Source organism: Streptomyces sp. JK94, assembly GCF_053613315.1.
On sequence record NZ_JBSICH010000019.1, the window covers coordinates 167657 to 183616 of the forward strand.

Genomic DNA, 15960 nt, shown 5'->3' on the forward strand with positions numbered 1-15960 from the left:
CCCGGTCGTGTTCACCGCTTCGCCGGTGCCGAGGTGCCGGCCTCGACGGCGGCCGTCCAGGCCCGGAGTCCCTCGTCTACCTCGGACTCTCCGATCACGAGGGCCGGGATCATCCGGACCACCTGGTTCCAGGCTCCGCAGAGCAGCAACAGCAGCCCTTCGTCCACGGCGGCGCGCTGGACCCTGGCGGCCGTCCCGGGGTCCGGGTCGCCGTCCTCGGTGACGAACTCGCCGGCCAGCATCAGCCCCATGCCCCGCACGTCCCCGATGGCCGGCGTGCGGGCGGCCACCGCCTCCAGCCCGTGCCGCAGCCTCGCGCCCATGGCCTCGGCGTTCTCGACCAGTTTCTCGTCCCGTACGACGTCGAGCGTGGCGCAGGCCGCCGCGCACGCCACCGCGTTGGCGCCGTAGGTGCCGCCCTGCGAGCCCGGCCGGGCCCTGCGCATCAGCTCCTCGGGGGCGGCGATCGCGGACAGCGGGAATCCGCTGGCCAGCCCCTTGGCGGTGACGAGGACGTCCGGGGTGACGCCGAAGTGCTCGTGGCCCCAGAACCGGCCGGTGCGGCCCACGCCGGTCTGCACCTCGTCCAGGATCAGCAGGAAGCCGTGCCGGTCCGCCCGCTCCCGCAGGCCTTCCAGGAAGGCGCGGGTCGCGGGCACGTAGCCGCCCTCGCCGAGCACCGGTTCGACGACGACGGCGGCGGTGTCGGCGGGCGAGGAGATCGTCTGGAGGGTGTAGTCGAGTTCCCGGAGCGCGAAGCGGGTGGCGGTCTCCTCGTCCCAGCCGTAGCGGAAGGCCGTCGGGAACGGGGTGACGACCACCCCGCTCATCAGCGGTGAGAAACCGGACCGGAAGCGGGTGCCGGAGGTGGTCATGGAGGCCGCGGCCACGGTCCGGCCGTGGAAGCCGCCGTGGCAGACCAGGACGTTGGGCCGGCCGGTGGCCTGGCGGGCCAGCCGCAGCGCAGCTTCCACCGCCTCGCTGCCGGAGTTGGTGAAGAACAGGCTGTCCAGACCGGCGGGCAGCACCTCGCCGAGCCGCTCGACGAGACGCTTGAGGGGCCGGTGCATGACGGTCGTGTACTGGGCGTGGACCAGCGTGCCCACCTGCTCCTGGGCGGCGGCCACGACCCTGGGGTGGCAGTGCCCGGTGCTGGTGACGCCGATGCCGGCGGTGAAGTCCAGATAGCGGCGGCCGTCCTCGCCGTGGAGGTGGACGCCCTCGCCCCGGACGGCCACCACCGGGGTGGCCTGGCGAAGGTGCGGCGACAGTGCGGTCATGCTCGTCTCCCGGCCCGGTCGTCGGTCTGCTGCGGTCCCCCGAGCCTTCCCCCGGTCCACGCCCCGGCACCGCGTGATCTGTCCGGCCGCGGGGCGGTGTCCGGACGATGTGTCAGCCGTTCCGCACCCGTCGCGCCCCTCGTCCGCGCCCCGGCCACCGCCCGCGCGCCCTTGCGCAGGGCAGCAACGGCTTGTCACAGTGACGGGGTCGCAGGGAGGGACCGTGAGCGAGAAGCAGCGCAGGGCCCCGGACCCGGCGGGCCGCCCGCTCACCGTGGCCGACGTGCTGGCGCTGCCGGTCCTGGCGGGCGGGGACCCCCGGGTGGTCACCGGCCTGGACGCCGTCGACCGCCCGGTCCGCTGGGTCCACATCACCGAACTGACCGACCCGGCCTCCTTCCTCAAGGGCGGCGAACTCGTCCTCACCACCGGCATGCCCCTGCCCGACGACCCCGCCGGGGTGCGCCGCTACGTCGACGAACTCGCCGCCGTCGGCGCCGCCGCCCTGGTCATCGAACTCGTCCGCCGCTACCACCGGCCGCCCGGCGCCCTCGTCCACGCCTGCCGGGCACGCGGCCTGCCCCTCGTCACGCTCGCCAAGGACGTCAACTTCCTGGAGGTCACCCAGGTCGTGCACACACTGCTCCTCGGCAACCAGGCGGACGCGATGCGCCGGACCCAGCGCGTCCACGAGGCGTTCACCGCCCTGACCCTGCGCGGCGCCGGCCCCGAGGAGGTGCTGCGCACCGCGGCGGAGACGAGCGGACGCACGGTCGTGCTGGAGAACCTGGTGCACCGGGCGCTGGTCTGCGAGACCTCCGGCAGGACCACGCACGCCGCGCTCGCCGGCTGGGAACAGCGCTCCCGGACCACTCCCCCCGTCGACCGCGTCGGCGTCCGCGGCCCCGAGGGCTGGCTGGTGGCCCCGGTGGAGTACCGGGGCGAGGACTGGGGGCGCGTGGTCATGCTCCCCGGCCCGCCCGGCTCGGCCCCCGCGCCGGCCTTCGGGCCCGAGGACCAGACCGTGCTGGAGAGGGCCGCGATGGCCCTCACCATCGCCCGCCTCACCCACCCCACGCCCTGGGAACGCACCGCGCACCGCAACGCTCTGCGCGACCTGGTCGAACAGCGCCACCGCTCCCCCGCGGACGCGCACGCCCGGATCACGGCCCTGGGACTGCCCACGGAGGACTGCCGCTTCGTCGCCGTGGTCGTGGACGTCCCCGCGGCACAGGACACCGCGCGGACCGAGTCCCTTCTCTCCGAGGAGGTGAGCGCGACGGGCACCCGGGCACTCGTCGGCCTCCTCGCCCCGGGCCGCCTCGGCGTTCTGCTGGCGCTGCGCCCCTCCCAGCCCTGGCGGCCGGTCGTGGAGCGGCTGAGCCGCACCGCGCTGGACCCGGCCCCGGGCACGGCCGTGAGCGTCGGCTCCCCGGCCGCCGACCTGGCAGGCGTCCCCCGGTCGTTCCGCGAGGCGGCCCGGGTGGCCGAGGCCACCGGGCCCGGTCAGGCCCTGCCGCCGGACCGCTCCTTCCACGAACGGTCCGACATCGGCCTGCGCCGCCTGTTGTACGCGCTCCGCGACGACCCCCGCGTCCAGGCGTACGCGGAGCGGCAGCTGGGCCGGCTCCTCGACCACGACGCCCGGCACGGCACCGACCTCCTGGCGACCCTGCGCGGGTATCTGGACGCCGCCGGCAACAAGACCCTCGCCGCCCGCGCCGGCGGCCTGTCCCGGGAGACCGTCTACCAACGCCTGCGCGCCATCGAGCGGTTGCTGGGCCGCGATCTGGAGTCCGGTGAGCAGCGCACCGAACTCCACGTGGCGCTGCAGGCGCTGGACGCGCTGCGAAACCACTGACCCGTCAGAACGGACGGGCCACGGGCCGTACCCGGCGTCCGTTCACCCAGCCGAGCAGAGCCACCGAGCACAGCGCGGCGAACGCGCACCAGGTCGAGACGGACTCCAGACGCCACAGGCCCCAGCAGATCAGCGCCCCCACCGCGGTCAGCAGCCCGAGCCCGCGCAGACCGCGGTCGCCGGACAGCAGCAGGGAGCCGACCGTGGCCACCAGGTAGCCCGCGACGAGCAGCGGGGCGTGCGGCAGGTCCACCACGTAACCCACGGTGTGGCCGCGGATCTCCGCCCGCACGGGACGCGTGGCGAGGGCGTACGCGAGCACCGCCGCCGTGACGGCTCCCACGGCGAGCGCCCCGGCCGGGCCGCGCCGCGCGTTGCGCGGAACGGCGCACAGCACACCCGCCGGCACCCACAGGGCGAGCAGGGGCAGGGCGATGACGGTCCAGGCGAGGGTGGCCGGGCCGGTCCCCCCGCCGGAGGCCCAGACCGCCGCCTCGACCATCTGGTGCACTCCGAGCAGCAGGGGAAGCGCGGCCAGCGGAAGGTCACGCGCCCGGCCGGCGCGCACCACACAGGCCACGCCGACGGCGGCGACCCCGGTCCCCGCGACGAGGTCGGCCTCCGCGCTCCAGCACATCTCTGCGTCCTCGGGTCGGCCGACGGGTTTCCATCCTCACCGGCCCGCGGGGCACGGCCGCGTCGACACGGCCGTGCCCCGCGGGCGGGGTTCGTCCTCACCGACGTCCGTCCCACCCGGACACCGAAGCACCGGACACCTCGACGGGTCCCTCCGCGGGCGTCTCCACGGCGGCCCCGGCCGCTGCGCGCGAGCATCTCCCCTCCCCTCCCCTCCCCTCTCCTGTCCGGGCGGCGACCGATGAGTTTTCCGGCGAGCGCCGGTCGAAGACACGGAAACCGCACACCGGACCCGGAGGACCCCACATGCGTACGTTGATCAGCACCGCCTTCGTCTCCCTCGACGGCGTGATGGAGGCCCCCGGCGGCGAACCGGGCTACCGGAACTCCGGGTGGACCGTCGAGCACGTCGACTTCCTCCCCGAGGCGTACGACATCAAGGGCCGGGAGCAGAGCGAGGCCGCGGCGATGCTGCTGGGCCGGACGAGCTACGAGGCGTTCAGCCGGGTGTGGCCGGACATGGAGGACTTCGCCCGGTACAAGGCGATGCCCAAGTACGTCGTCTCCACCCGCCTAACCGAGGACGACCTGGTGTCCGACTGGGGCGGGACGACCATCCTGCGCTCGCTCGACGAGGTGGCCTCGCTCAAGGAGACGGAGGGCGGCCCGATCATCGTCCACGGCAGCTCCACGCTGAACCACGGCCTGTCGGACGCCGGCCTGGTCGACCGCTACCACCTGCTCGTCTTCCCGGTGCTGCTCGGCGCGGGCAAGCGCCTGTTCAGTGCGACGGACCAGGACGCCCGGAAGCTGAAGCTGGTCGAGTACGAGGCCTACGCCAACGGGGTGCAGAAGAACGTGTTCGACGTCGTCCGCTGACCGGGTCCCGGCCCGTCGACGGCCCGGCCGCGCGGGACGGGCGGTGCTCCCGCGGGTCGACGGCCCGGCCGTGCGAGGCGAGCGGTGCTCCCGGGCGTCGTCGGGAGCACCGCTCGTGGCGCCTCGGGCCGGCCGGTCAGGCGTCGGCGCCGTCCGCCGGCCCGAAGACGGCGTGCAGGCGCCGGGTGTGGTCGACCCGGCGTCGCGGCCCCGTGAGGGCGACCGTCGCCGTCAGACGCGGGTCGCTGCTGGAGGCGGCGAGCCGCAGCTCCAGGTCGCCCGGTTCGACGACACGGCGGCCGTCGCGGCCGGTGAAGGAGGCGAGGTCGGCCGGGACCGTGACGCGGATACGGCGGGCCTGGCCGGCGGCGAGCGGCACCCGCGTGTAGCCGATGAGGCGCTGCACCGGCTGGACGACGGAGGCCACCGGATCGTGCAGGTAGAGCTGGACGACTTCGGTGCCGTGCCGTCCGCCGGTGTTGCGGACGGTGAGTTCCAGCACGAACTCGCCGTCGGTGGGCGCCTCCTCGCCGGCCACCGCGAGGCCGCTCCACTCGAACGTGGTGTAGCCGAGACCGTGGCCGAAGGCGAAGGCGGGCGTCGGATCGATGGTGGACACCTCGCCGGCGTGGGCGAGCCGCGGCCCGAGGTAGGTGGCCGGCTGCGCACCCGTGCCGCGCGGCACGCTGACCGGCAGCCGGCCGGAGGGGTCCGTCCGTCCGCTGAGCACTCCGGCGAGGGCGGCGGTACCCTCCACGCCGGGGAAGAACGACTGGACGATCGCGGCGGACTCCGCCACGGCCCGGCCGAGGGCGTAGGGGCGCCCCGCGAGCAGCACGGTGACGACCGGCCTGCCGGTGTCGAGCAGCGCGTCGAGGAGCTGCTGCTGGGCGCCGGGCAGGGCCAGCGACTCGGCGTCACAGCCCTCACCGCTGGTGCCGCGGCCGAACAGCCCGGCCCGGTCGCCCAGGACGGCGACGACCACATCGGCGTCCCGGGCCGCCCGTGCGGCGCCGGGGATGCCGGAGACGTCCCCGTCGTCGACGCCCGTGCCTGCCGCGACCGTGAGTTCGGCGTCGGGGAACTCGGCGGCCAGCGTGTCGCGCAAGGTCGGCAGTGCGATGCCGACCGGTGTTCCGGGGTGGTGGACGCCGATGTGCCGGGGGAAGGAGTAGCAGCCCAGTACGGCGGTGGGCTCGTCGGCGTTGGGACCGACCAGCGCGATGCGGCGCGGCCGGGTGAGCGGCAGGGTGCCGTCGTTGCTGAGGAGCACGACGGCCTCCTCGGCGACCGTGCGGGCCAGCTCCCGGTTCGCCGGGCCGTCCAGGTCGATCCGGCCGCGCAGGGCTTCCGGGTCGTCCAGTGCCGCGCCGTCGAGCGCGGACGGTACGGGGTCCCAGTCCGGGTCGAGCAGCCCGAGCGCCGCCTTCTGCGTGAGCACCCGGCGCAGGGCCCGGTCGATCAGCTCCTCCGGGATCCGGCCCGCGTCGACGGCCTCCACCAGGGGTGCGCCGAAGGTCTTGACGGTGGGCAGCTCGACGTCGACGCCCGCCCGCAGTGCGGCACCGGCGGCGTCGGCCCAGTCGGCGGCCACGCCGTGCAGTGTCCTGAGGAAGGCGATGCCGAAGTAGTCGGCGACGACGGTGCCGTCGAAGCCCCAGGTGTCCCGGAGCAGTCCGGTCAGCAGGTCCTCGTCGGCCGCGGCGGGTACGCCGTCGGTGTCGGTGTAGGAGGCCATCACCGACCGGGCGCCGCCCTCGCGGATCGCCATCTCGAAGGGCGGCAGCAGGATGTCGGCGCGCTCGCGCGGTCCCATGGGGGCGGGTGCCAGGTTGCGTCCGGCGCGGGAGGCGGAGTAGCCGGCGAAGTGCTTGAGGGTGGCGACGACACCGGCGTCCTCCAGGCCGCGCACGTAGGCGGTGCCGATGGTGCCGACGAGGTACGGGTCCTCGCCGATGGTCTCCTCGACCCGTCCCCAGCGTGCGTCGCGCACGACGTCCAGGACGGGCGAGAGACCCTGGTGGACGCCGACGGAGCGAAGGTCGCGGCCGATGGCGGCGGCCATGCGCTGGACGAGCGCGGGATCGAAGGTGGCGCCCCAGGACAGCGGGACCGGGTAGGCGGTCGCGCCCCAGGTGGCGAAGCCGGCCAGGCACTCCTCGTGCGCGAGGGCGGGGATGCCGAAGCGGTTCGCCGAGGCGATGCGTGCCTGGGTGCGCAGCAGCGACAGCGCGCCGAGCGCCGGGTCGACGGGGGCGGTGCCGAAGGGGCGGGTCAGTTGGCCCAGTCCGGTGGGCAGGAGCGCGTCGAGGTCGACGGCCTCCTCCATGTCGTGCTGGTGGGGGGCCACGTCGCCGCCCTCGTCGGAGGCGCCGACCCACACGCCGTAGAGCTGGGCGATCTTCTCCTTCGGGGTCATCGCCTCGATCAGCGCGGACACCCTGGTGGTGACGGGGCGGGCGGGGTCGTTCCAGAGGGGGACTTCGGGGGCGGTCTCAACGGCCACGTTGTCGATCACTTTCCTCCGACGCCCATCAGGCCCTGGACCAGGGCGCGGCGGGCGAACAGGTAGACGAGCAGGATGGGCACCATGGACAGCACCACGGCTCCCAGCAGACCGGGGATGTCGATGCCGTGCGCGGTCTGGAAGTTGTACAGGCCGAGGGTGACCACCTTGGTGGACTCGGACTGGGTCAGGACGAGCGGGAACAGGAAGCCGTTCCACGCCTGGAGCGCGGAGAACACCACGATCGTGGACAGTCCGCCGCGGGACAGCGGCACGACGAGCCGGAAGAACACGCGCCGCGGGCTCGCGCCGTCCATCGCCATGGCCTCGTACAGCTCCGGGGAGATGTCGCGCATCGCGCCGCTGAGGATCAGCGCGGACATCGGCAGGCAGAACGCGGCGGTGGGCAGGATGACGCCGAGGAGGTTGTCGTACAGCCCGGCTTCGCTGATCAGGTAGAACATCGGCACGATCACGGCCTGGGCCGGGATGGCGAGGCCGAGCAGGAACAGCCGGAAGATCGCCGTCGTGACCCGGCCGCGGCTGCGGACGATCGCGTAGGCGAGCGGCGGGACCAGCAGCAGCACGATGACGATCACGCAGGCGGTGACGACCAGCGTGTTGAGGAAGTACTGGCCGAAGCCGGAGTCGAAGGCACCGGTGTAGTTGTCCAGCGTGAAGGTGTCCGGGATCGAGACCGGGCCGTTCTCGGCGTAGTCCTGGCGGGTGCGCAGGGTCGCGGCGAGCATCACGTACAGCGGCAGGCCGACCAGCAGGAGCCAGAGGAGCGAGCCGGCACCGGCCAGGTAGTTCGGTCGGCGCCTCATGACACACCCTCCATGGAGCTGCGCATCCTGTCGTAACCGGAGACCCGGACGACGATCAGCGAGACGACCGTGGCCGCGACGACCAGGGCCAGGGCGATCGCGGAGCCGGTGCCGTAGTCGAAGCTCTTGAACGCCTTGTCGTACATGTAGTAGGCGCTGATGGTGGTGTCGCTGCCGGGGCCGCCCTGGGTCAGGATGAGGACCGTCTCGAACGTGGTCAGGCCGCCGACGATCATCAGGATCATCGAGGTGATCATGGAGGTGCGCAGCTGGGGCAGTGTGATGTGGAAGAACTGCCGGTAGCGGCCCGCTCCGTCGATCTCCGCCGCCTGGTACAGCACCGGCGGGACCGCGCGGGCGGCGCCCTGGTAGATCAGCGTGTGGAACGGGGTGAACTGCCAGGTGCTGACGAACGCCAGTACCCCGATGGCGGTGGCCTGTTCACCGAACAGGTTGCCGTCGCCGAACAGCCAGGCCGCGTCGGCCGGGATGCCGAAGTTCGGGTCGAGCAGGGCCCGCCACAGCACGGACACGGCGGTCGCGGACAGCAGCAGCGGGATGAAGTAGATGACCGACAGGACGGCGCGGTTGCGCTGGTGACCGGCGGCCCAGACACCGAGCAGGATGCTCAGCGGGGTCTGGAGGAGCACGCCGAGCGCGGTCAGCAGCAGGGTCAGCCAGATGCTCTTGAGCATGACCGGGTCGTCGATGAGGCGCGACCAGTTGGCCGTGCCGACGAACTCGGGCGAGCTGATCCCGTCCCAGCTCATGAAGGACAGCACCGCCACCATGAGCAGCGGCACGATCGCGAAGAGGGCGAAGAACACTGCGGCGGGCAGCGCCCAGGCGAAGCCGGGGCGGCCCACCTTCGTCGTGGACGGGGCGGGCGGCCGCCACCGGGACTCCTTGCGGGGCCCGGCGGCGGGCCGGGCACTCGTGGTCTGTGTGGTCATGAGCCGTTCGTCAGTCGGTCGGGAGGGCCTGCATGGCCTTGATGAAGCCGTCCGCGTCGAGCTGTCCGTTGAAGAACTGCTGGATGGCCTTGTGCATGTCCGAACTCGCCTTCTGCGGGTACGCCTGGTCCCAGGACAGCTGGAACGACGGGGCGTCGGCGACGAGGTCGTACTGGAAGCGCGCGTACGCGGGGGTGCCCGAGGTGTCGATGAACCGGTCGGTGTTGGTCGTGGTCGGCAGGTTGCCGATGTCCAGCTGCGCCTTGACGAACGCGTCGGAGTACATGAGCTTCAGGAACTCGGCGACGGCCTCGGGGTGCTTGGTCTTCTTCGTCACCGAGTAGTAGTTGTTGGTGTTGCCGGCGACGTTGGCCGGGTCGCCCTTGCCTCCCTCGACGGACGGGAAGGCGGTGTGGCCGAGGTCCTGCTCGGCGAACTCCTGGTGGTCCGTGAGCTGCTGGGAGTAGTACCAGGAGCCCATCAGCTCGAATCCGGCCCTGCCCGAGGCCATGAGCTGCACCGAGCCGCCGTTGGTGTATTTGACGGAGTCGTAGTTCTTGCCGAAGGCGCCGGTGTCGACGAGATCCTTGATCATGCCCAGCGCCTTCCTGCTGTCCGCACTCTCCCAGGCGCTCTTGTCGCCGCCGACGGCCTTGGCGAACAGCTCCGGACCGGCGATGCGGTCGTAGAGGTACTGGAACCACATCTGGGTGGGCCAGACGTCGCCGCCGCCGAGGGCGATCGGCGTGACGCCCTCGTCCTTGAGCCTCTCCACCCCGGCGAGCAGCTCGTCCCAGGTCTTCGGCGGCTGGACGCCCGCCTCTTCGAGGACCTTCTTGTTGTGGAAGAGCAGGACCGGCTGGGTGCCGCGCATCGGTATGCCGTACGGCCTGCCGTCGACGACGGCGCTGTCGAAGACGGAGGGCAGGAACTTCTCCTTCAGGTCCGGGTCCTTCCGGATGAAGTCGTCGAGCGGCAGCAGCAGGTCGCCCTTGACGAACGGTTTGATGCTGCCGCCGCCCCAGTTGAAGAAGACGTCCGGGGCCTGGGGGGTGTTGATGATCGTCTGGAGTTTCTTCTGGTAGTCGGCACCGGGGATGGTGTCGAGGACCGCCTTGACGTCGGACGTCTTGTTGAAGGTGTCGACGATCTGCTGTTCGACCTTGTTGCCGGCGTCCCCGTAGACCAGGACGTGGATCTTGCCGTCGTCCGACGACGCCCCGCCGTTTCCGTCACCGCAGGCCGCGAGGCTCAGCGCCAGGGCGAGCGTCGCACCGGTGGCGACCAGTCCGGGCAAGCGCGCACGTGTCTTCATCGTTCGCCTCTCGAATGTTTCGGCACCAGCACCGAAAGTCGGTGTTGACGGACAGTAAAGTCAGACGGGAATGGCGGTCAATGGGCCTGCAGGCGCCGACTCAAAACGTTATCGACCGCGCGACCCTGCCCTGCCTCCGTCGCCCGGGGCATGCTGGATTGGGTGCGGCTACGCTGCCGACCGGGACAGCGAAAGGAGCGGCGTCACACCACCGACACTTTCGAGAGCGATCTCCATGGTCGTTCGGTGGCCCCTGTCGCGGAACGAGGGCACCGGTGAACGTTCCCCACCGGGTCGCCCCACGGCGCCTCGGCGCCGCCGCCGCGGTCTACGGCGTGTTCGTCGCGGGCTGGTACCTGGGCCGGCCCGTCACCCCGGAATGCCGTGTCGACCGGGCCGCCCCGGCCGGATCACCGAGGAGTGGCGAGAACCTCGACCTCGACTACGGTCTCCTCCGCCTGGCCGACGACATGGACGGCTACCGCGACGGCGAGTACGGCCCGGGCGACTACGGATACGGCCTGCGGGGCGGGCCCGGGGAGAACGCCACGTCCGGCGGCCTCCACGCGACGCGCTCGTACAGGAAGCGCGCCCGCCTGCTCGCGTGGGTCAACGGCTACTGGGGCTGATCGCGTCGGCCTCTGCTTCATGGGCGCGGCCGGCCCGCGGCGGAAGCGGGACGGGCCGCCGGAGCGCCGTTCCCGCGGAGCGAGCAGGGTACGAGGAGTATCCGGGAGGGGGTGCCGCCCCTGGCCGGGGGGAGCCGTTGCGGCAAGGGCCAGGGGCGGCGAGGGCCACGGGGACCGGCCCTCACCCACTCGTTCCGTGCCCGGCGACCGAGCAGATGCAGGCGCGGCCGATGTCCACCCGTGTGAGTGCCGGCCCGCACGGCGCCACCGGTCCCGCCGCACGACGGGACGGGCGCCGGTGCACCGGCCCGCGGTCAGTACTGGGGGGCTGCGCCCATCTCCGCGGCGAAGAGCACGGGGTCACTGTCGAACCCTCGGAGCATCTCGTGGAACTCCCACGCTCCCGAGGCGTTGCGCGTGAACTCCGCGACGGTCGCCGCGGTGCACGCGGAGACCTGTGCGAAGTCGACCTTCAGCAGTTCCTCGTACCCCTCGACCACCAGGACTCCGGCGTTGGAGAGAGCCCCGAAGGTCTTGCGTCCGGTGTCCTGGTGGATCGCCACGCCCACGACGACCCGGGAGAACGAGGGCGCGAGACGCTCCAGTTCCAAGGTCATCACTTCGACGTAGCCGAGGCCCTGACCGGTCTGGCTGTGCCGGCTCATGTTGATGGTGCCGTCAGGGGAACGGCTGTCGGAGTGGACGACGTACGCGGGCCGCCCGAAGGGGGAGTCCGCCGCATAGGTCGTGGCGATGATGTCGAGATGGTGAGGTGGCTCGTCCCAGGGACTTGGATCCCACTTCAGCCGTACCTCGGCCTTCCCCACTCCCTGACCTCCGCTGTTCACCGGATTGCTCACTCTCCCTGTCGAGCTGCCACGCGGCCGACGCCGCACAGTCAAGTATGACTCCCGGGCGACCGGTTGAAGCCTCGGGCTGCGGGGTCCTCGGAGAACAGGGAGGCGCGCTCACCTCGCGGGCGGCGAGGGGCCGTCAGTACCAGGCGGTCTCGGCCAGGCGCTGGTTGCCGCGGAGCGGCACCGGCTTGCTCCGCCGGCCGCTGAGGTGGTTGATCACCTCGGTGCAGGCCTAGTCGATGCCCGGGCCGACCGTTCCGAGCACCCACACGATCCCTGAACCGGTGAAGCGGTTGCTGTGTGCGGCGCAGCCTCGGGGCGTGTTCTCCGTGCGGGCGAACGAGCTGCAGCCGGGACTGCGGAAGTACTTCAGGGTGGTGGTGCGCCCGGCGTGGACCCTCGTCTTGGTAGCCCCGCCGGGCACGCCCCGTGGAGCGGAGCTATCCAGCGGCGTCGAACCAGGCGGGGGCGTCGGACAGTGCCTGCTTGATGCGGGTCTGCCCGAAGGTCCCCAGGTCGGGCATGGCGTCCACCGCGAACCAGCCGACCTCCAGCGACTCGTCGTCGTTGACACGGGCCTCACCGCCCACGGCCCGGCAGCGGAACGTGATGTCCATGAACTGGCAGACGTCCCCGTTGTCGTACGTGACCGGGTCGAGCGCCTGCACCAGGACCAGTCGCTCCACGACGCACTGGACGGCGGTCTCCTCCTCCACCTCGCGCACGGCGCAGGCGGCGGGCTGCTCCCCCGGCTCGGGGATGCCTCCGATCAGTGACCACCGTCCGTTGTCGGACCGCCGGCCGAGCAGCACCCTGCCCTCGTCGTCGAAGACGACGGCGGTGACTCCGGGAAGCCACAGCAGCTGATGTCCTGCGGTGGCGCGCAGGTCGCGGAGGAAGTCGGGAATAGCCATGCGCCCGACCCTAACGGGCGGCCGGGACACGCCCCGCGCCCTCGCGGGGTGTGCGGTGGGCGTACGGCTACACGCCACGGGCGCGCCGCCCGCGCACACCGGCGCCGACGGCCCAGCCGAGCCCGCCGGCCGCGACCAGCACCAGGGCGATCTCGGGCACCACGCCGAGCCGGGTGGCGGGCGTCCGGGAGGAGCGCAGGGGCACCTCCTGGACCAGGGAGTCGGCCACGAACATGCCGGTCCTCCGGGTGATCCTCCCGTCGGGCATGATGATCGCGCTGACGCCGCTGGTCACCGGCACGGTGACCGTCCGGCTGTGCTCGACCGCGCGGACGCGGGACATGGCGAGCTGCTGGTAGGTCATCTCGCTGCGGTCGAACGTCGCGTTGTTGCTGGGCACGGAGAGCATCCGGGCACCGTCGACGACCTCGGAGCGCACGGCCCAGTCGAAGGCGGCCTCGTAGCAGGTGACGAGCCCGACCTTGGTGCCGGCCATGGTGAACACGCCCGGCTCGGTGCCCCGGCTGAAGTCCTGGCTGACCATCGAGGTCCAGTCGTCGTTGATCGCTCCGATGAGCGGGCGCAGCGGCAGGTACTCGCCGAAGGGCTGGATCTGTCGTTTGTCGTAGGTGTCGACGGGCCCCTTGTCCGGGTCCCACAGGATCTGCTCGTTGAGCAGCCTGCCGTCGCGTTCCACGACGCCTCCGACCGAGACGGGTGCGCCGATCGCCTTGACGGCCCGGTCGATGACCGCGCGGGCGTCGGCGTTGGCGAACGGGTCGATGTCCGAGGAGTTCTCCGGCCAGAGCACGAGATCGGGCCGGTCGACCCTGCCGGCCCCGACCTCGGCGGCCAGACGCTCGGTCTCGCGCGCGTGGTGGTCCAGTACGGCCCGGCGCTGGGCGTTGAAGTCGAGGCCGGCGCGCGGCACGTTGCCCTGGATCACGGCGACGGTCGCGGTGCCGTCCTCCGCCTTGTCGCTGACGAGGGGGCGGGCGGCCACGGCGCCCACGACGGGCACGGCCACGCCGAGGAGGGCCGCCACGGCCGCGCCGCGCCGTACCTCGCGGGTGCGGCGCGCCCGGACCGCCAGGCGCACGACGTCGTGGAGGCCGAAGCCGCACAGGACGACCGCGAAACCGAGTACCGGCGTGCCGCCGACCGCGGCGAGCGGCAGGAACAGGCCGTCCGCCTGCCCGAACGCGACCTTGCCCCAGGGGAAGCCCTCGAAGGGCACGCGGGCGCGTGCGGCCTCTCCGGCGGTCCACAGCGCGGCGGCCCACACCGGCCGGCCGGGGAGTCCGGACACCGCGGCGACGCCCGCGCCGACCAGCGCGACGAAGACCGCCTCGATCACGGCCAGGGCGAGCCAGGGGCCGGGGCCGACCTCCACACCGGTCCACACCAGCAGCGGCAGCAGGAAACCCAGGCCGAAGAGGTAACCGAGTCCGAGGCCGGCCTTCCAGCCGCGGCCGCGCAGCACCCAGCCGAGGCCCGCGAAGGCGGGCAGGGCCAGCCACCACAGGGTGCGCGGCGGGAAGCTGACGTAGAGCAGCACTCCGAAGAGCGCGGCAGCGGCGGCGGGGAGGAGACGCCGGAACCGCGCGGCGACGCGCGGGGCGGGCGTGGTGTGCGGCTGTGGCTGGTCCGCCTCGCCGACGGGGGGTGCGGTGGCTGTCACCCCCCGGAGTGTACGGCGGGTGCGCGCGGCCCCGACAGCACGGTCCGAGGCCGCCCAGGGGCCGCGGTGAGGGGCGCCTGGGCGGCCCGCGGTGAGCGGCGCCGCATCGTTTCGGCATGGGGCGGGCGCCGTGAAGGGCGTACCCGCCGTGGCCGAGCCCCGCGGTGCCCGCTCAGCGCGCGGGGCCGGGTGCCTTCGGACGCAACCGGTCCTTGATGACCTGGACGGCCACCTCCGCGTCGTCCACGGTGATCGTGAAGGTGTGGCCGTCCCACAGGCGCAGGATCACGCCCTCCCCCCGTCGTACGACGACCGCGGTGCCCTTCTCCGGCCGCCAGCGGTACCCCCAGCCACCCCAGTGACGCGGGGTGACGAGCGGGGCGAACTCGGCGCCGGCCACCTGGGAGAGGGGGATGCGGCGACGGGGTACGCCGATGTGGCCGCAGCGGACTTCGAGGCACTCCTCGTCGACTCTCAGCGCGACGTGCACGAACGCCAGCGTCCCGAAGAGCACCAGCAGCCCCGCCGCGATGCAGCCGACGACCGCCATGGCCAGCGGGGCCGCGCCGGACTCCCAGGCCGATTCCACGGCCAGTGCGATGCCGAGCGCCACACAGCCGGCGCCGAGGAGCGCCAGGAACCACTGGACCCGGTTGGTGGCGCGTCCGGTCCAGACGTCCTGCGGGGGGATGGTCTCGCCGTGGCGATGCCTCATGGCCATGAGGCTACTCAGGTTTCGCCGCGCGGGTACGCCGTCGCGCGGGGTGACTGGGCCGACCGGGCGGACCCGCCGGTCAGCGGGCGGGCATGACGGCTTGCAGGAGCCGGCCCTCTTCGTAGGTCAGCGCGGGCGGGGGCAGCGCGCCCTCGCGTCCGCTCAGCAGCACGGTGAGGGTGCCCTCGGGCGGGGCCCCGGGATCGGGACGGGAACCGATCCGGCGCAGGGCCTGTGCCGCGACCGCGCCGGCCGAACCGTGCAGGACCAGGCGCGGGGCGCCGGGGCACTGCACGGCGGCGCGAATCCGTTCGGCGACCAGTTCGTAGTGGGTGCAGCCCAGGACGACGGTCGTCACATCGTCGGGCGTCAGGGCCGCCGCCGCGGCGACGGCCGCGGTGATCGCGGTCTCGTCCGCCTGCTCGACGGCGTCGGCGAGCCCCGGGCACGGCACTTCGGTGACCGTCGCATCACCGCCGAATCGCTCGATGAGGTTCCGCTGGTACGGGCTGCCGGTGGTGGCGGGCGTCGCCCAGATCGCCACGGGGCCGCCGCCCGCCGCGGCGGGCTTGATCGCCGGGACGGTGCCGATGACCGGCAGGGCCGGCTCGAACCGGGCGCGCAGGGCGGGCAGCGCGTGCACGGTGGCGGTGTTGCAGCCGACGATCAGGACGTCCGGACGGTGTGCGACGGCGGCCTCGGCGACGTCGAGGGCCCGCCCGGTCAGGTCCTCGGGGGTGCGCGGACCCCAGGGCATGCCGTCGGGGTCGAGCGAGAGGATCAGATCGGCGTCCGGCCGCAGGCGCCGTACCGCGGCGGTGGCCGCCAGCAGACCGATTCCGGAGTCCATGAGCGCGATCTTCACCCGGCCACCATAGACGATGGTCCGCCGCGGGCCCCTGCCGTG

Annotated in this window: 14 protein-coding genes; 3 read left to right on the plus strand and 11 right to left on the minus strand. The window is 72.9% G+C overall.

Annotation, left to right across the window (positions count from 1 at the left end; genetic code table 11):
* Positions 1–11: 11 nt before the first annotated feature.
* Positions 12–1280: an aspartate aminotransferase family protein gene (locus ACVV2G_RS18935; protein ID WP_453843895.1), complete on the minus strand. Its 1269-nt coding sequence runs from the start codon at positions 1278–1280 to the stop codon at positions 12–14.
* A gap of 223 nt (positions 1281–1503) precedes the next feature.
* On the opposite strand from ACVV2G_RS18935, the gene ACVV2G_RS18940 reads away from it, so the two are divergent.
* Positions 1504–3141, plus strand: a complete 1638-nt coding sequence (locus ACVV2G_RS18940; RefSeq protein WP_453843896.1) for a PucR family transcriptional regulator — start codon at positions 1504–1506, stop codon at positions 3139–3141.
* A gap of 4 nt (positions 3142–3145) precedes the next feature.
* Here the strand turns inward: ACVV2G_RS18940 and ACVV2G_RS18945 are convergent, their stop codons facing one another.
* Positions 3146–3778, minus strand: coding sequence for a DUF6629 family protein (locus ACVV2G_RS18945; RefSeq protein WP_453843897.1), 633 nt, complete (start codon positions 3776–3778; stop codon positions 3146–3148).
* Between the two features lie 305 nt (positions 3779–4083).
* Between ACVV2G_RS18945 and ACVV2G_RS18950 the strand changes: the two genes are divergently transcribed.
* Positions 4084–4656, plus strand: coding sequence for a dihydrofolate reductase family protein (locus ACVV2G_RS18950; protein WP_453843898.1), 573 nt, complete (start codon positions 4084–4086; stop codon positions 4654–4656).
* A gap of 136 nt (positions 4657–4792) precedes the next feature.
* Here the strand turns inward: ACVV2G_RS18950 and ACVV2G_RS18955 are convergent, their stop codons facing one another.
* From ACVV2G_RS18955 to ACVV2G_RS18970, 4 genes are read right to left on the minus strand one after another with little or no spacing between them, the layout of a single operon-like run.
* A complete protein-coding gene (locus ACVV2G_RS18955) occupies positions 4793–7174 on the minus strand; it encodes a beta-xylosidase/alpha-l-arabinosidase (RefSeq protein WP_453843899.1) in 2382 nt (793 codons plus the stop codon).
* Complete coding sequence (locus ACVV2G_RS18960; RefSeq protein WP_453843900.1) at positions 7171–7989, minus strand: carbohydrate ABC transporter permease; 819 nt, start codon at positions 7987–7989, stop codon at positions 7171–7173. The genes ACVV2G_RS18955 and ACVV2G_RS18960 overlap by 4 nt, the downstream gene beginning before the upstream one ends.
* Positions 7986–8942: a carbohydrate ABC transporter permease gene (locus ACVV2G_RS18965; protein WP_453843901.1), complete on the minus strand. Its 957-nt coding sequence runs from the start codon at positions 8940–8942 to the stop codon at positions 7986–7988. Before ACVV2G_RS18965 ends, ACVV2G_RS18960 begins: the two co-directional genes overlap by 4 nt.
* A gap of 10 nt (positions 8943–8952) precedes the next feature.
* A complete protein-coding gene (locus ACVV2G_RS18970; RefSeq protein ID WP_453843902.1) occupies positions 8953–10257 on the minus strand; it encodes an ABC transporter substrate-binding protein in 1305 nt (434 codons plus the stop codon).
* A 275-nt stretch (positions 10258–10532) separates the two neighbouring features.
* Between ACVV2G_RS18970 and ACVV2G_RS18975 the strand changes: the two genes are divergently transcribed.
* Positions 10533–10886, plus strand: coding sequence for a hypothetical protein (locus tag ACVV2G_RS18975; RefSeq protein ID WP_453843903.1), 354 nt, complete (start codon positions 10533–10535; stop codon positions 10884–10886).
* A 314-nt stretch (positions 10887–11200) separates the two neighbouring features.
* Here the strand turns inward: ACVV2G_RS18975 and ACVV2G_RS18980 are convergent, their stop codons facing one another.
* The 5 genes from ACVV2G_RS18980 to ACVV2G_RS19000 all read right to left on the minus strand — a co-directional run bounded on the left by ACVV2G_RS18980 (position 11201) and on the right by ACVV2G_RS19000 (position 15918).
* Positions 11201–11734 (minus strand): TerD family protein, encoded by a 534-nt coding sequence (locus ACVV2G_RS18980; RefSeq protein ID WP_453843904.1) that lies wholly within the window; start codon positions 11732–11734, stop codon positions 11201–11203.
* Between the two features lie 449 nt (positions 11735–12183).
* Positions 12184–12657 (minus strand): NUDIX hydrolase, encoded by a 474-nt coding sequence (locus tag ACVV2G_RS18985; protein ID WP_453843905.1) that lies wholly within the window; start codon positions 12655–12657, stop codon positions 12184–12186.
* A 67-nt stretch (positions 12658–12724) separates the two neighbouring features.
* Positions 12725–14338 (minus strand): apolipoprotein N-acyltransferase, encoded by a 1614-nt coding sequence (lnt, locus tag ACVV2G_RS18990; RefSeq protein WP_453843906.1) that lies wholly within the window; start codon positions 14336–14338, stop codon positions 12725–12727.
* A gap of 172 nt (positions 14339–14510) precedes the next feature.
* Positions 14511–15053, minus strand: coding sequence for a hypothetical protein (locus tag ACVV2G_RS18995; RefSeq protein ID WP_453843907.1), 543 nt, complete (start codon positions 15051–15053; stop codon positions 14511–14513).
* A 79-nt stretch (positions 15054–15132) separates the two neighbouring features.
* Positions 15133–15918 carry a glutamate racemase gene (locus ACVV2G_RS19000; RefSeq protein ID WP_453843908.1) on the minus strand — a complete coding sequence of 262 codons (786 nt, stop codon included), beginning with the start codon at positions 15916–15918 and terminating at the stop codon, positions 15133–15135.
* Positions 15919–15960: the final 42 nt, after the last annotated feature.

Bases quoted from the DNA above. Each gene is read 5' to 3' on its own strand.
- ACVV2G_RS18935 (WP_453843895.1), bottom strand. From the start codon at position 1,280: ATGACCGCACTGTCGCCGCACCTTCGCCAGGCCACCCCGGTGGTGGCC.
- ACVV2G_RS18945 (WP_453843897.1), bottom strand. From the start codon at position 3,778: ATGTGCTGGAGCGCGGAGGCCGACCTCGTCGCGGGGACCGGGGTCGCC.
- ACVV2G_RS18950 (WP_453843898.1), top strand. From the start codon at position 4,084: ATGCGTACGTTGATCAGCACCGCCTTCGTCTCCCTCGACGGCGTGATG.
- ACVV2G_RS18960 (WP_453843900.1), bottom strand. From the start codon at position 7,989: ATGAGGCGCCGACCGAACTACCTGGCCGGTGCCGGCTCGCTCCTCTGG.
- ACVV2G_RS18965 (WP_453843901.1), bottom strand. From the start codon at position 8,942: ATGACCACACAGACCACGAGTGCCCGGCCCGCCGCCGGGCCCCGCAAG.
- ACVV2G_RS18970 (WP_453843902.1), bottom strand. From the start codon at position 10,257: ATGAAGACACGTGCGCGCTTGCCCGGACTGGTCGCCACCGGTGCGACG.
- ACVV2G_RS18985 (WP_453843905.1), bottom strand. From the start codon at position 12,657: ATGGCTATTCCCGACTTCCTCCGCGACCTGCGCGCCACCGCAGGACAT.
- ACVV2G_RS18995 (WP_453843907.1), bottom strand. From the start codon at position 15,053: ATGAGGCATCGCCACGGCGAGACCATCCCCCCGCAGGACGTCTGGACC.